13 protein-coding genes are annotated in these 15,523 nt (G+C 56.6%); 6 read left to right on the top strand and 7 right to left on the bottom strand.

Annotated features, from left to right (window positions below):
• Positions 1 to 75: 75 nt before the first annotated feature.
• Together CupriaWKF_RS15125 and CupriaWKF_RS15120 are read right to left on the bottom strand one after the other, a co-directional pair.
• Complete coding sequence (locus CupriaWKF_RS15125) at positions 76 to 585, bottom strand: hypothetical protein (protein WP_276098651.1); 510 nt, start codon at positions 583 to 585, stop codon at positions 76 to 78.
• A 12-nt stretch (positions 586 to 597) separates the two neighbouring features.
• Complete coding sequence (locus CupriaWKF_RS15120) at positions 598 to 1,374, bottom strand: DUF2092 domain-containing protein (protein WP_276098650.1); 777 nt, start codon at positions 1,372 to 1,374, stop codon at positions 598 to 600.
• A 254-nt stretch (positions 1,375 to 1,628) separates the two neighbouring features.
• Here CupriaWKF_RS15120 and CupriaWKF_RS15115 point away from each other — a divergent pair, with 254 nt between their 5' ends.
• A complete protein-coding gene (locus tag CupriaWKF_RS15115) occupies positions 1,629 to 2,189 on the top strand; it encodes a YSC84-related protein (RefSeq protein ID WP_276098649.1) in 561 nt (186 codons plus the stop codon).
• A gap of 18 nt (positions 2,190 to 2,207) precedes the next feature.
• On the opposite strand, the gene CupriaWKF_RS15110 is transcribed toward CupriaWKF_RS15115, so the two are convergent.
• Positions 2,208 to 2,939 carry a DUF3047 domain-containing protein gene (locus CupriaWKF_RS15110; protein ID WP_346348593.1) on the bottom strand — a complete coding sequence of 244 codons (732 nt, stop codon included), beginning with the start codon at positions 2,937 to 2,939 and terminating at the stop codon, positions 2,208 to 2,210.
• Positions 2,940 to 3,445: 506 nt separating this feature from the next.
• Here CupriaWKF_RS15110 and CupriaWKF_RS15105 point away from each other — a divergent pair.
• A complete protein-coding gene (locus CupriaWKF_RS15105) occupies positions 3,446 to 4,594 on the top strand; it encodes an AI-2E family transporter (RefSeq protein ID WP_276098648.1) in 1,149 nt (382 codons plus the stop codon).
• 805 nt (positions 4,595 to 5,399) lie between these two features.
• On the opposite strand, the gene CupriaWKF_RS15100 is transcribed toward CupriaWKF_RS15105, so the two are convergent.
• The 4 genes from CupriaWKF_RS15100 to CupriaWKF_RS15085 all read right to left on the bottom strand — a co-directional run bounded on the left by CupriaWKF_RS15100 (position 5,400) and on the right by CupriaWKF_RS15085 (position 8,713).
• Positions 5,400 to 5,990: a hypothetical protein gene (locus CupriaWKF_RS15100; RefSeq protein ID WP_276098647.1), complete on the bottom strand. Its 591-nt coding sequence runs from the start codon at positions 5,988 to 5,990 to the stop codon at positions 5,400 to 5,402.
• Positions 5,991 to 6,102: 112 nt separating this feature from the next.
• The gene (locus tag CupriaWKF_RS15095; protein ID WP_276098646.1) at positions 6,103 to 6,462 is read right to left on the bottom strand and encodes a hypothetical protein; all 360 of its coding nucleotides are present in this window, start codon (positions 6,460 to 6,462) and stop codon (positions 6,103 to 6,105) included.
• A 632-nt stretch (positions 6,463 to 7,094) separates the two neighbouring features.
• Entirely contained in the window at positions 7,095 to 7,823 is a 729-nt protein-coding gene (locus CupriaWKF_RS15090) for a hypothetical protein (RefSeq protein WP_276098645.1), read from the bottom strand.
• Positions 7,824 to 8,368: 545 nt separating this feature from the next.
• Positions 8,369 to 8,713: a hypothetical protein gene (locus CupriaWKF_RS15085; protein WP_276098644.1), complete on the bottom strand. Its 345-nt coding sequence runs from the start codon at positions 8,711 to 8,713 to the stop codon at positions 8,369 to 8,371.
• A 345-nt stretch (positions 8,714 to 9,058) separates the two neighbouring features.
• Here CupriaWKF_RS15085 and CupriaWKF_RS15080 point away from each other — a divergent pair, with 345 nt between their 5' ends.
• The 4 genes from CupriaWKF_RS15080 (at position 9,059) to CupriaWKF_RS15065 (ending at position 13,894) form a co-directional block, all read left to right on the top strand.
• Entirely contained in the window at positions 9,059 to 9,577 is a 519-nt protein-coding gene (locus CupriaWKF_RS15080) for a helix-turn-helix transcriptional regulator (protein WP_276098643.1), read from the top strand.
• A gap of 196 nt (positions 9,578 to 9,773) precedes the next feature.
• Positions 9,774 to 10,664 (top strand): TnsA endonuclease N-terminal domain-containing protein, encoded by an 891-nt coding sequence (locus tag CupriaWKF_RS15075; protein ID WP_276098642.1) that lies wholly within the window; start codon positions 9,774 to 9,776, stop codon positions 10,662 to 10,664.
• A 108-nt stretch (positions 10,665 to 10,772) separates the two neighbouring features.
• Positions 10,773 to 12,797 carry a hypothetical protein gene (locus CupriaWKF_RS15070; RefSeq protein WP_276098641.1) on the top strand — a complete coding sequence of 675 codons (2,025 nt, stop codon included), beginning with the start codon at positions 10,773 to 10,775 and terminating at the stop codon, positions 12,795 to 12,797.
• Positions 12,794 to 13,894, top strand: a complete 1,101-nt coding sequence (locus tag CupriaWKF_RS15065; RefSeq protein WP_276098640.1) for a TniB family NTP-binding protein — start codon at positions 12,794 to 12,796, stop codon at positions 13,892 to 13,894. The genes CupriaWKF_RS15070 and CupriaWKF_RS15065 overlap by 4 nt, the downstream gene beginning before the upstream one ends.
• The last annotated feature ends 1,629 nt before the right edge of the window (positions 13,895 to 15,523 follow it).

Genomic DNA, 15,523 nt, shown 5'->3' with positions numbered 1-15,523 from the left:
TGCGGGAAAAAGGCGCTTTCCTGCCTGCTTGACCCGCTCCTCAGTCTTTAATGTCCACAGCGGTTGGCCTCGCGATTAGTATGGAGGATTGACCACCATGTACTGGGATCCCTGAGGCTGATACCAAGTGCTGCCGCATTGCTGGTAGACGGCGCCGCCGTAGTTGACCGGCACGCAGCCTGTCGGAACGGTTCTCACCATCGAGCCGACGATGGCGGAGGTTACGGCAACGGTGGCGCCGACCGCCGCCGCTGTAGCGACTGGATGGTAGTCGTTATCCCAGCCGCCGTGCCCCTGGACATTCACGTTCGTGTTTCGCTGTACGTTAACGTTGTTGACACTGGTGTTGCGAACGTTGTTGGTGCGTGCGTCGGCCTTGGTGTTGTTGACCTGGGCCGTCTGCCGGGCGCCACCACCGCCCGCCGCCTGGGCACGCGCGCCGCCACCGGCGCCTGCGGCCTGAGCGCGACCGCCACCGCCGCCGCCCGCGCGGCCGCTTCCCTGGGCAACTGACGTCATGGTGAAGCTGGATAGAGTCAGCGCGACAAGAGCCACTTGAAGTAATCTGCTGGAGTTGCTGTTCATTTTCGGTCTCCTCTATTTCGCCTTCACGGGGACCATCTCAATCTTCGCGGATCCTGCTGGCGGAGTGAATGTGAACACCGAATCAGGAAAACTTTGGTTCAGGTTCCACTTGATCACAGAAACCGACTGTGGGCGAGCCTCGTCAGAGCGATTGGCAATGACGATCTTGCGCGGTAGTGGCTTGCTTCCTGCAGTGATCCAGATTTGCCAGTCAATGGTCCCTTCGCGGAACGCATAGTGATCGCAAAGATCATTGCCGACAAAGGCCTGCCCGGCATTCATTGCAGACTCGATCTTGTCGAGCGGGGCCGCTGGGGTCCCCCAGAGAAAAAGATCGGCCAGGGGAAGCTCCACGCCGAATTTCTCCTGAAGCCGCGTCGCCAGCCCACCAAGCGTGTCTGTGAACTCGGCGGACGAATAATATTTCTCAACAGGACGGAAGAGCGTGACCATCTTGCCGTCGTAAAAGAGCTCGCGCTCGGACTGCGGGGTCACCATCACGACGCGCAATTTGTTCGGGCGCGCCACTTCGATGTCAGCGGTCGCCGAATGCTGCAGCTTTTGACCATCCGCCAGTACGCGCTCCGCAGTTAATTCGTTCTGAACACGGAAGCGCTTCAGGGTCTGCAAATAGGCGCCCATGTCTTTGAGCGCCTGGATTGATGCCGGGTCGATTGGGTTCGCCGTGGACTTGTTCGTAGCCGCGGGTGCAGCCTGGGCCTGCGCGTGGGCAACCGGCGCCGCGAATGCCAGGACCAGCGAACAAAGCAGCAGAATCTTCCGTTCCATGATTGCCTCCAGGACTGGGCGCAGCAGCCTCTAGGTCAAACCGGTTGCCAGGGATCTGGAAAGAAATGCATTAACAGCCGGCGCGGCCAGGTTGCGAGCTCCACTCGCATTGTCTAGTCTGGGATACGGTGTCACGTTTCGCAAGGAACGAATAACCGGTCAGCTTGGCTTCAGAAAATCGGAGCCGCGAATGCTCGGAGGGCTATGGGCTGCGATAGCAAAGGTGCTTCGCGCCCCAAAGAAGAGGGGGCATCATGAATCGTCGCATTGCCATCTTGGCGCTTACTAATTTGATCGCTGCTCCATGCATTGCGTGGGGTGAAAGCAAGACCGAAAAGCAGGGGGAGGTGCGCAAAGCTGCACAGAAGGCCTTGAATGCGCTCTACAAGGCGCAACCATCGGCTCGCAAAGCAGTGGAATCGGCAGCCGGATATGCCGCGTTCAGCAATTTCGGTATGAAGATCCTTCTTGCAGGTAGCGGCACCGGTGAGGGCATTGCGGTCAACAACAAGACCAAAGCGATGACCTATATGAAGATGGTGGAAGTCCAGGCCGGCATTGGAATTGGGGTCAAGAAATTTCAACTGGTCTGGGTATTCGACGATGAGAAGTCACTAAACGACTTTATTGCTTCGGGATGGACGTTTGGCGGGCAAACAACTGCGGCGGCCAAGGCGGGCGACAAGGGCAGCTCTTATCAAGGCGCGTTGGCTGTCGGCCCCGGCGTCTGGCTTTATCAGATTACTGACAAAGGCTTGGCGCTGGAGCTTACCGCCAAAGGCACCAAGTACTACAGGGATGACGATCTGAATTGAGGTATGGCGAGAAGGACGCTAGCGAGCCGTCAGTCCGGCGCCGCGGTGGCGCCTGTCACGGTCCGGGCAGAAACTCGATGTCGCCATACCGGGCTCTTGTCGTAGAGCCGGTGTTGTATCGGTCAGCAGCCCGTAGCCAATGATCCGCCCCGGCGCCTCGTGAAAGACTTGTTCAAAGTTCTGCACAATATCGTGCCGTAGGTTCTGCCACTTGCCCGCATCGCCGGACTGGCCGGCAACCACTATCATCTGTACGCGCTCAGTATGTGGATTGGCGATGACACTGCCCGGTGCGGCGGTGGTGGACCAGATATACATCAGCGTGGCGTATGGCAACTCTTGACCAGCCAAGCGCTTGGCTAGGCCGATGCTGGCCCGGTCGACCAGTGACAACTTTTTCTTGTCCCCATCAAATAAGAACACAAGCCGTGCCGGCGCGTCTTCGTGCTTGGCGTGGCTGTTGTTAGCGCCACCGATTGGCGCATCGACCTTCCAGCGCCATGCCACGACCGGGGTGCGGTCCAGGTGGATATTGCCCGCATGCATTAGTGCCAAGGCCGAATGGCTGGCGTCGGCCAGCAGCACAGTGGTGCCACTCTCCTGCATGAGGGTGTACCGCGTCATCGACTTGCCTTTCACGACCGGAAGATTCTTCCAGCCCGCCGGGAGTGGTTCGCCGAGATTAAGCGCCGACAAAGTAATACCGGGCTTCTCGACCTTGGCAATTAGGGGCCAAGACAATAGTAACAAGGCAGCGCTTAAGATCCCGTGCGTTCACAATGTCCGTCTCCGGGTGTGACAGGCCGACGAAGATCGCATGGCAGGCTACCTGTCGTTCTTTAAGCTTGCATGCAAGCTAGTCTGACCAGACTTGGCCCAACAGCGCGATTCTGTCATTCCACCCCCTGCAGGCGTCAGGGAAATGCCGAAGCTGGGTGCTTTTAGCGACCGCAATCCGGCGGCTGCTCGTGAAACGTATTCACTTGATGGCGCCAAGTCTCTGCGTCCGACTTCGAGACCCGTTAATTGTCGGAAGCCGAAATCATGCACTTTAGGTAGCGGTGAGTCGCAATAACTGACCTGAATGCGTAGCGGTGGCCATGCAGGCTTTGTCGTTCCGTTCCCCCTTTTTACTTTGTTCCTATACTTAGCGGAAAATGCGCCGAACGGATTACGGTTGGTGGTGAGTTGGGGCCGGATTCCGCGAAAAATGCCGATTCGTGCCGTGCGCTATCGCACGGCGGGCCGCAACAGGCATGCAGTTTATCCGCCCAAGGAGGCTCACCATGCTGGACGAACGGAAGGTCTCCCGCACGCTGCTGGATGTGCTGATTCGGGCAGGACTGATCGCCGTGCTGGTGGTGTTCTGCTTCGGCATCTTCAGGCCCTTCCTGAACCTGATCCTGTGGTCGCTGATCCTCGCGGTTACCCTCTACCCGCTGCAGCTTGCCCTGCGGGGCAAGGTGTTCAACAGCGACGGGCGAACTGCAACACTGATCATTTTCATTGCCATCGCCATCATTCTGGTGCCGACCTACCTGTTGGGGGTGGCGCTGGTCGACTCAGTCGAGCATGCGATGGAGATGGCGCGCGGCAGCGGGTTCAGCATCCCGCCGCCGTCGGACGCGGTGGCGGGATGGCCGGTTGTCGGCAAGCCGCTGCATGACTTCTGGCTCCAGGCCTCCACCGACCTCACCGGGCTGGCGCAAAAGCTCGCGCCGCAGCTCAAGGACGCAAGCGTGGCCTTCCTCGGTACTTTGAGCGGCGTGGGCGTGGGACTGCTGCTGTTCGTCGGCGCGCTGATCATCGCAGGCATCTTTATGGCCTATGGCGAGGAAGGCAGCGTGACGGCGGTGCAGATCGCCACGCGCATTTCTGGCCCCGACCGCGGGCCACGCATCACGGCGCTGTGTGCTGCCACCATCCGCGCCGTGGCGCAGGGCGTGGTGGGCATCGCGTTCATCCAGATGCTGCTGATCGGCGTGGCGTTCGTCATCAAGGGTGTGCCGGCCGCCGGGCTGCTCGCGCTCGCGGTGCTGCTGCTGGGCATCATGCAGTTGCCGGCCACGTTGATTACCATCCCGGTCATCATCTTCGTCTTTGCGACCGAGGGCGCCTCCGGTAGCAACGTCATCTTCGCCGCCTACACTTTCATCGCCGGGCTGGCCGACAACGTGCTCAAGCCCATGATGCTTGGCCGTGGTGTGGACGTGCCCATGCCGGTCATCCTGATCGGCGCGCTGGGTGGTATGGTCACGGGCGGAGTGATCGGATTGTTTATTGGGCCGGTGGCGTTGGCGGTGGGCTACCAACTCTTCTGGCAGTGGGTGGGGAATGTGGAGCCCGAGCAAAGGGCGGCGGACCCGGACGGCTTAGGGCCTTCTGACGCTAGCGAGGTAAGGTAGAAGGACCGGCATGGTAACGGTGCCCCTGCCATGTCTGGCCTGCCAAACTTCGTGAATTGGCAGTTGGCGGACTGCTGATGGGGGCTACGCACCTGCAGCCGGATTTCCGGCGGCGGCCGCAATCGTGGACCGGGGTCAGCCGCGGGCGACGCTGGAACCGGCTTGCTCGATGCGCAATGCTGCGGCGGCAGTTCCACCATGCACTGGCCAGCGATCTGCACGCCGGCATTGGTTAGCGTCGGTCTCGGTAAGCGGCGTTCGCGGACGAAGTCTCCGATGACTTGACCGACATCACTGGCGCATGACCGATTGCGCCTACTGTTCAGTGACCTCCTTCATCTCCACGAGATTCCAGTCCCCGGCCCCCGGGAGCACATGCCGTCTATGTCCGGATTCACGCTGATTCGTCCATATTGTCTGGACTCGATGCAGATTTTTGGGCAACTCCAGACGAGGTCAAAAGATGTCTGACTGCAAATTGCGTACCAACAGGTTCGTCATTGCGATCCTGCTGACGGTTCTCTCTGGCATGGCTGGGGCCACGGAGCAGGCCCAGCAACGGCGCGACGCCCGTGACGTCCGACAGGACACGAGGCAGGACTCGCGCCAGACAAAGCAAGATTGCCGCGCTGCCAATCAGCAGAGCAATTCAGGGTGCCGGCAAGACAAGCGGCAGTCGAAGCAACAGGGACGCGAGACAGCCCGGGACATCAAGTATTGAGCGGCGAGCCCCCCAATCCTCTGGATCCACAGTGTCGCTTCAGCACCTTTCTGAGATGTTGCTGTTGAAGCTTGTCGTCGTCAGCTACTGCTTTCCGGCCGGCTCGACCGAGATAGCCAGAGCTTCCGTGTAGACGGCCTCAACCTGGTCTCCCTTTTTGATGTTCTTTAGCGTATCTGGACTCTCAACCATGAGGTCGACTGTATTGCCCTGAGGGCCTTTTACCGTCACCATTTTCGTCTGTGGATTGATTGCGACGACGTTCGCCAGAACTCTCACTTCACGTCCAAGAGTGCCGCCGGGCTTCGCGCCAGGCGCGGATCGGTTGGCAGTTTCGCTTTGCTTGACTGAAGCTTTACCGCCACCCTTGCGTAAACTCAGTGTTAGCGATTCCTTGTATTCGGCGTTGACGATATCCCCCACCTTGATCTGATCGAAATTCCGGGCCTCGGTACCGACTTCCAGTTCCACGACTTTTCCTTTGTTCGTCTTCAGCGTCACCGTTCTAGTGGCTACATCGATGCCAACCACGGTCGCCTTGACCTTGGCCGTTCCGCTGACGGTTGCCTGATCCGTCCCCTTTTTGACCTCTACTGCAGTATCCGGTTGTGCGGTCGCGAAAAGCGGCGTCATCGTGACAAAGACCGCCAGGACAAGTAAGGATCTGATTTCCACATTCCTCTCCCATAATTTGATCTAGCCTAGTTCACGCTTCACGCAGCCACCCTGCTGCAACGCTGCCGCAGGATGGGAAATTGCGTACGGGCGCAAATGCGTTTCCAGTGGCCTACTGGCACTGACCAATTGCACTGGCTGCGCCGCTGTCAGCACCACGAAGGCCAAGCCACGACCCGGTTCCGGTCGCCGACGTTCGCACGACGGCGGCCGCTCCGGTTGGTGACTGCTGTCCCGGAACGTAAACGTCGAATGCCTGGTCATTGGCGAGCATGTTCTGGATCATCACTTGCTGGCCGGAACTTTGCGCCCATTTCCCTCCGATACATTGGGCGGCTGCCTTGGGTGCAAGCTTGCTTTCACCAATTGCACGCGTATCTTGTGTTGGCGGAGGGGTGATCGGCGATGGGGAGGTGGTGGTACAACCCGCGATTGCGGCGGTGGTGAGAGCGATGATGAACGGATGTTTCATTTTATTATCTCCATATCAAATGCAGCAGCACCGGTAGCGCGCTTGCCTGGGGCGCCACTCGCTCGTGCGGTTCGATACCGGTTAAGGATTGTGGTCGCATCAGGTAACAACAGTCTAGGCAACATTGGCCGGATGCTCCAATGGAAACAGCCATCAAGTCCACACCCTCATCGACCTAATGTCATTACTCGAGAAGGCGCAGGCCGCCGGGGCAATTGATGCGGCGGCATGCAGTGTTGTCCTAGTAGGAAGCGCTAAACCGCATGAGGCACGGGATCCATGGGGTAACTAGTCAGCTTGCTGGTCGTCGACGAGATCGGTGGTCGGCCGATCACCGCGCCGGCGCCGTGCTCTTTTGAAGATGTGAATTTGATGGAGAAGCCTATAAAGAGGCTGTTCAGGCTCACGCGAACTAACGACAGTTCCCAGGTTGCGGATTCAACCGGTCGATGTAATGGGCGAGCCGGAAAGGTGGCGACGGCCTCCGTGTTCTCCATTCACCGACGGCTGCTGATGCTATTCGATTGCGACGACGTCTCATGCGCACTTCGCGCGGCATTGGCGATGGTGCTTTTCGGTCCCGCCATGCACTGCATCAGGACAACTATGTTTCCAAGGACATCGAGCAGGCATCAACGCAGTGCCAACGTCTGGCATAGAGCCAGGTTGTGTAGGATCGCATCGCCTATTGACTGATAGCTTTCCGTGTCGCTCGGCGGCGAAAGTACGTCGCGGCCCTTCCGCGCATGCACGGCGAAGGTATCGGAGAGTTCAGCCACACATTGTGCGCTATCGCCCCGGAGATAGGCAATCCTCGCGAGGTCATTCTTAGTCTTGTCGCGCTCGATCCAATCCATGAAGATGCCGCATTCGTTGAGAACTGCGGTCAGTGTCGCCAGGGCCGCATCGTAACTTTTCGCGGCATACTGCTTGTGCGATTGCTCGATGCGCGCAATGCGCTGACGATCCATGCATGCAATGGGTTGCCGCCGGTATTCGCCATCGAACCTGGTATGTACACCGCACAGGCTGCTGCAAGCTTCAGCAGTGCCAGAGGATTTGAGGTTGAGAGCATCCTTGCTCCTAGACACCGAGATGCGGCAATCCCCATCGCTAGCCGTCGCCCCTGCGTCGCTCCAATGGAGCGCACCACTGAGATGACAGATATGGCGACTTTCGCCAAACGTGTGAATGGTGAATCGATTGCCTATCATGGTTAGTTGGCCGTGCGCACTGCCGCCCTCGACATAGACATAGATGTAGCTGCGGGACTCAGCCGCAGGCCCGGCGGCCGTCGTCCAAGCAGCCGTCAACATCGTGATTACAACTAGAGCGATTAGTATCAACCTCAGAGGGTTCATTTGCATCGTCCTGTAGTGCGTGTAATCGTGCCGTGTATAGCTAGCGGTTCATGAGCAGTTCCCTTGTACAGATAATAGGAGAGACCCAACAGACTTGTTCCAACTCGCGTGCGGGCGGCACCAAGATTTGTATCTGGAGCAGGGACATCCTGTCGATTTTGACGCGCATGCGGTCTGTTACCGAGTGCGAAACGGCCGTTCGAATGTCCGCGTGAAGCCAAGGGCGAGCGTCCGTAGATGGCCGATGGCTGCCGTCGATTCGTCCGCGCACGGGTTTCACTTGCCCCGAGGTAACAACTGGGTCCGAAGCTGACCTAGCGGCTGTTGACGCTAGCATCCCCTGGCCAACGCCGGATTTGAGTGGGGCACTTGGAGGACACTAGAGTCAGACGCTTTCAGCTCTCAGGGCGCGCAAGCGGCGGGCACCCTGCGCCACCCGTCCAGTCTGCGGGTCGACTTCCTGTCCAAGGAAGTCGCGCCACTCCGCGCCCAAGAGGTTTGGTCCCACATCTAAACCGTCGCAAGCTATACGACGGTCCCAAGATTCACCGCTCTTGCTCTGCGCTGTCCAGGTAGCCAACGTCATTTTCAGTCGAGCGTTGGTCCGTGGCGTCTGCGCTTAAGCTCGCCAACCCATCCATCCAACCGCATTTAGGACACTTCGTCGCAAGCGCGACCTCTCGCGGCAGAATTTCAAGGATGAATCGTCGCGCCATTTCTGGCATCTCCCGGTTCTCGGGCGATGTGTTGGGCGTAAGCCAGTTGTCGAGCGCCCGCTTCCTTGTACCAATTCGATCGGCGAGCTGCTTGCGCGTGTAGCCAAGGACATTCATTGCGTAGCGCAGAAGATCCTGCTGCGTCGCCGATGGTAGATCGATGCCATCTTCCAATTCAGTTCCTCCTGATTCTGGATTTGAGCCGACGCCGACAGGGTAGCGCGATTCTTGGCGTACGTGGAATAGACGCTGCCAAGTCTAAAAAAAGTAGGAATTAATATTTATTTTCTTTGTTCTAATGAGATTAATGCTAAAAAAATAATGAAAATTAAACTGAAAAACATGCGAGTTAACCTTCGCGCGATTTTGTTGAAAATTGGAGGTAGAGATACATCTGTATCGTAAGTTGATATAAATGTATTTGGAAGATGAATAAATTTTCCAGGAGGCGAGGTATTCTCCTTGTCCTGTAGCCTGGTGTCGACTACGGTAAGAGAATTGGGTCAGAGGGATCGAGAAATGGACGACGTTGTCACACAAACTTCCTTTGCTGACATGCTCCACTTTGCCCGCCGACGTTCGGGAGTTACACAGAAAGACGCCGCTTCTGCGAGCGGCATTGATCGATCCTATCTCGCGGCGCTTGAGAGTGGCCGGAGGTCACCACCTGGACTCACCGCACTCCACCGAATTCTCGATGCCATTCGAGCAACTAAGACGGAGCGCGCGAGAATTATCTACGCGGCCTTCTGCACGCGCTGCAATGAGGACCTCAGTGGATTACTGCCGACAGAGGAAGTTGAATCGCTGAAGGAATTACTCTTCCAACTCGTACGGAAAGACGGAAAGGGAAGCCGCCTTCTGACGCACGTATATGACCTTCCAGACGACCGAGTGGCATTGCTCGCAGAAATTGCCGACTGGCCGGAAGATCAACTTCGCACGATCACCGGCTTTGCTCGCCTGCCCCGCGCCGACAAGCAGTTTGTTGGCACGATGGTAGTCGCCCTCTACAACAAAGAACCTCAGGAGATATAGATGTAAACAGAAACGGCGAGACACCCTTTCGAGTACCTCGCCGCGTGCCTTCCCAGAAAGACGGATCTTACTGAGCGGGACTTGAGGGAGTCTTCAGTATGGTCTTTCTGTGCGGCTCGCGTCAAGGGACTCCTTTTTTCTTCGGAGTTGTCGCAGGTGTCCGGAGTGGACACCTGCGCCCCAAAAGGTGCCACAAATGTCTACTCGACAATCCTCGTTCCCGGTGACGCTGGGCATTCCATACATCACTTATGAGTCGGATGACGGTTTGCTCCACCACACGGAGTTGCGGGATCCCGTCGCGCCCGTCCGGCCTATTTCAAAGCTCCACCCTGGAAGAACAGTCGGAGGCGTTAGCTTTGGCGATCGAACGCCCTATCACGCGATCGATGAGTCGCACCTCGAAATGCTTGCACTGCATGCGTTTGCCCTAGCGGCTGACGTTCAGTTGATAGCAGCCCAGCCGATCCGACTGAGCTATGAGTTCGAAGGAAGCAAGAGGCGGTACACGCCGGATATCTATCTTCGTACCAACAGTGAAGCTGTGCTGGTGGAAGTCAAGGAACTTCACACATTGCTGAGGCCGGAAGATATCGGGAAGCATGCAGCGCGGGCTGATGCCGTGCGTCAGCTCGGTGGCCGACTCTGTTTCATCACGGATGATGTACTAAAGGGCTGTGGTGGAGCTCTGGCGAGAAACCTTCTCCGACTCCAACGGCACCTTCGTTTGCCAGCAAACGACGTCTACGTTGATCTGACTCACAGGCTTCTCAAGAACGAGAGCTTGAACATCATGGATCTGATGTTGGCGCTGGATCAACCAATTGGCTGCATTCTCAATATGCTCGCGCACAAGCGACTCGCATTTGACTGGAGGAAAGATATCACGCCGGCGAGCAAGGTGTCGCTACCAGGCTATGAATTTAGATTGCTAACGACTTCGGAGCTGCTAAATGCGGGTGAATTCGGTGATCTTTTGGCAGAACTCACTCTGGGTCGTGTGCCGCAAAATAAACGACGACTATACCGTGCGACGGCTCCGCGATCGGTCCTTAAGATACGTGACCCCTTTGGAAATGTTTGCTGACGTAAGAAGCGGCGGCCCGAGCGTAGTGTCGGAATCGGAGGCACTACGTTTCGAGAGCATGCCAGCAGCCACGATCACTTCCATTGAAAAGGCACTGAGGGGGTTGCTATGCACAGATTCATCATCGGAAAGGGACTTCTAATCCAAAAGGACGGAGACCTGTTCGAATACATTTCAAGGTGCGACTCTACGCTCTATTTTCGAAGTCCCATCGACGACCGTGTGCTGGACATCTCCGAAGCTAACTTCTGGGAATCCGTCGCAACGGGCAGCATCGCTGTAAAGAAGTCCGTCTCAACGGAAAAGGAGCTGAGATTCGAAAGTGGGCCTGCGAAAGACGCGTCGCTTTCATTGGTTCATTTTAGCAAGAAGGTTCAGCGGGTTGTTCTAAAAAAGCTCGCCTACATTTTTGGACTAAGGGAGCTTGGAATCTCGCGCGGCAAGCTGACTCAAATAGCGGATGCTGCAAAGCAAATTGCCGCGACGATAGGAGATGTCAAGGTCCCTGGAACTTCGACGATTGCGGCTTGGATGAAGAAGTTCGAGGATGCCGGCGATGAACCTGTGTCTTTGGCACCGGCATCAGCTACACGGCCTCCGTATGCCACGGACGGCGTACACGAAGCGCTCGTGCAAGATGCAATTACGGAAGGTTACTGCAAACTACATCGTCCGACTATTAAGACGGCGTATGGACGCTACCGAAAGTCTCTGGAAGTACATAACTCAAATGAGCTAAGGAGAGGGGCTCTTGCCAGACGGCACATATCTAAGCGGACGTTCGAGCGAAGGATAAAAGACCGTCCGGCTTACGACGTTCACGAGGCTAGATACGGAACGGAATCTGCGCGCGCGAAGTTCAAACACGTCAAGTCTGCCGCGGACGCTTTGATGATTTTCGAATGGGCCGAGATAGATCACACTATTCTCAACTTGATGGTAATCGACGATCGGTTACTCGTTCCGCTGGGTCGACCATGGATAACGGTAGTTCGCGATGTGAGATCGGGGGCAGTGCTTGGCTTCTACATAACGTTCAACGCGCCAAGTCTTCGGAGTCTTTTCGGCGCGATCAAAAATTCTCTCCAGCCGCACCCGGACGTCAGCGGCTTCTTCCCCGGGATACGGAACCCTTGGTCGACGTGGGGAAGCTGCGTTTCGTATCGCGTTGACCGAGGTGGAGACCTTCTTGCGGAGAGCGCCCGGATAGCCATGGTTGAACTGGGTGCAAGGTATGTGTACGCGCCCGCGCGGCACCCCTGGGCTAAAGGTTCGATCGAACGTTTTTTCGGCACCATGGAGCTAACACTTCTGGATGACATTCCAGGACGCACCTTCGAAAATTTCTGGAAGCGCGGAGAGTATGACCCCAAGCAAACCGCTGTCGTGCGGTTTAGCACGCTCATCTATCTCATGCACAAGTGGATCGCAGACTATGTCCATGTTCAGCCGCATTCACGCAAGCTGCGCTCACCGCTTGACATTTGGAATGCAGAGATCGACTCGGTGGACCGCGTTGGGATCGCTGATATGCACAAGCTGGATGCCGTATTCGGGCACCACAAGACGGCACCACTGACCCGGCGGGGAATAGCCTTCGAATCATTGCAATACGCGTCAGCCGAGACCGAGACGTTGTTCAACGCTCACGGAAATGGCCTAAAGGTTGACTACATCGTGCCGCCCGAAGACATCGGACATGTTCACCTCATACATCCCGCAAAAAAGACATATGTGCGTATTCCGTGCACGCGGCTTGACTACGCAAACGGACTGAGTTTGTTCCAGCACAAACTCCTCAAGAAATACGCGCGTATGCGCTGCGCGGAAAGGTATGCGATTGCAGACCTGATCGAAGTGCATCATGAACTGCGCGAGGCGGTCTCGAAGGACATACAGCATTTGGATCGTATGGGCATACGTGACCTCACAACCCTCGCTCGTATGGCTGATATCAATAGCACAGCGGTCTACGGAGGAAAGGCAGCTACGATCCTCAACTGCACCAATGTGCCGCTCTTAGCCAGCAACGATGCTTTGCAAGATGCTCCGAGTCACATCGGATCGCCGCCGGACCTCCAGCAGGCTGAGGAAGCGGAGTCAGTACCGAACTATAGCTGGAGTAAGGAATGACGATAGCCATCCAAGATTCTGGACTGTCCTTGGGTGAGACTCCCTCTGATTTCGCCACGCAGAGTCTGTTTGGGGGCGAGTCGTCGCGGAAAAGTGAGATCAACGAACCGGACTGGCTAAACAATGCAGTAGCTCTTGCAAGTTTGAATGATCCATCGAAATCTGAGGTTGATGGCGTCATGAGGCTCTGGGTCGAAACACGGACCGCCGCGCGAGCAATGAAAGCTATTGAATGTTTGATTGATCGTGCGAAAACCACCAAGCTGCCTGGTGGTATTCGCCTGTCAGGAGAAGGCGGAACAGGCAAGACGTTCATCCTACACCGCATCCTCAAGAAGTATCGGGCCGTTGACAATGGATTTCGACTCCACTGTCCGGTCATCTACATACGGCTGGAGAAGTCCCCCTCCCCAGCCTGGATTATTAGCGCAATTCTGAAGGCTATCGGTGACACCATACCTTACAGAAGTAGCGACGGTCGCTCGCCCGAGGAGCGCGTTGCTGAGTCGCTAAAACATTGCGGCGTGTTGGTCATCCTGGTCGACGAGGCGCAGAACCTCTTCCCTGCTTCCGGACCTCGAAGAAACAGGGAGAGGCTCGCAGGTAACGTCGCCGAGACAGTCAAGATCTTGTATGACCTGAGTGGTGTAGCGATTGTGTGGACGGGCCTGCCAAGCATTGAGGCGGTGTTTCGGGACGATAGTCAATTGGGAACTCGCTGGCCGGGGTCCATTACCCTGCCGCAGTTCGATAATTCCAACGAATGGATGGGGGTTCTTAAGGGGCTAAGTCAGGCGGTTGATGGAGGACTAGGGTATCGCTTCGATTTCGACCTATATTCAGAATCGTCAGCTGAACACCTGCACAGAATGACAGGGGGGAACTTTCGCGTATTGAAGAATCTTCTCAGTGAAACGGTCCGATTGGCATCGGCAGCCTCTAGGAAATCAATAGGGAAATCCATACTAGAACAAGCGATAGAGCAGTTGGCGCTCATGCCATTATCCTATCCCGTAGAGGCTAAGATCGAGCCGGCTACCAAGACGAAAGGAGCGCACGCACGACCACTATCTGAGCTGATGAAGCGCACAAGGTGATCAAGAATGCAGCAACTGTTCTTTTCCGTCTCGCCACATCCCATGGAAAGCGTTCGAAGCTACATAATCCGTGGTTCGGCAGCAAACAGGGTGCCTCCTTCGATTGTCACAAGGGAGGTATTTGGGAGCACGACTAGGTTCCCAATTCGGGATGCAGCATCTCTGGCTGTGAAGTTTCGTAGTGCGACGTTGGAGGTGGCTTCCCTGGACGGGTATTGGCGTGCCGTGCGCAGCAGGCGCGGCGAACTTCGCTTCAACGGTATTTGGATTGATCAACACGTAGCCATGCCCCGTACGCGGTGCTCGGTGTGCCCAACTTGTCTTGCTGAGGCCGCGATTCTTCGGTACGAGTGGGAGCTCAGTTTAGTGTCGGCCTGTCGCCAGCATGGCGTTGCGTTGATGGATACCTGCCCAAACTGCCGCCGGCCCATCGGTGCGTCACGGCGTTCAATTGTGAGCTGTTTGTGTGGCACGGATTTCCGTAGGGTCTCCGCTTCTCAGGCATCTACCGCATCAAGGACGCTCGCGGCCCTAGTAGGATCCAGTGGTGATGTCGGTTCCTTCCTGGATCTGGATTGCCCGAGTGCCGCTACGTTGCGTCTGTTGCGTACGGATCGGGCTGCATCCATCCGAACTATCAAATTTCTTGCACTTGTTCCATTGGATCCCTTGGAAGATCTAAGACATCGGCAGGGACTCACCAACTTCGGGGTGCTTGAAAGCGCGAGGGTCGCCGAGAGGGTGGAACGGTTGCTGAACTCGTGGCCGGATGGGTTCTTGGCGCAACTGGAAGCCGCAGCCTCTAGTAGAGCAACGTCATCCAAGCTCGATGCGGCCAGATTGCTGAGGGTTGTTCGCGACGCAGTCTGCGTTGCTACTGAACGATCCGACCCACTCGGGTTGCTCGACCTGTTTCACTATTGCGCTCGGCGCATTACTCGTAATCTCCGGATTGACGGAGCTGTTCGAGGGTACTCGAAGCAGCTTGAACTGGATCTGGATTGAACTGCACATGTCCGGGGATCGATCAATGAAACCTTCGCATACGCTTTTCGAAAACGCTCCTTTGGGCTCTATATGGACGCGCCAAAGAAAGCTGGTGCGTCTTCGTCGCCGTCATGGATATGAGATAGAGCTGCGGAATATCCCACGCCTCCATGGCGGGCCGGTTCCGAATCTAGGTGAGTCGATCAGCAGTTGGTTGTATCGTGCGAGTGGGTGCTTCAGCGTATGTCCCTCGGACCTTGTGCGGGCCATAGGCTACGATGGACCTAGCGCAGCATTGGATTTCGGATGGGACAGAGACGTGGTGTCCGCTCGGTTGGCGGTTCTCCTGCAGACGGAGCCAGCACGTGTCTTACCACTCAGCCACCCAGAGCACTCGCATCTAAACAACCAGCTCTATGCCTTCCTCACATTCCAGTTTCATCGTGGCCACCCGGTTTACAGGTGGTGCCCCCACTGCTTACTGGAGGACCAGGTGCCGTACTTCCGATATGGATGGCGCTTCGAGTTCAATCTCTACTGTGGGAAACACGCTGTTTGGCTCAAAGACCGATGCGCCCATTGCGGAGCGCTGGCCGATTTATCGCTATCAGGTGCGAAGAACCATCGAAAATCTGTACCAAA

The organism is Cupriavidus sp. WKF15 (assembly GCF_029278605.1).
Lineage (GTDB): Bacteria > Pseudomonadota > Gammaproteobacteria > Burkholderiales > Burkholderiaceae > Cupriavidus.
This window is presented reverse-complemented; position numbering and strand designations above follow the sequence as displayed.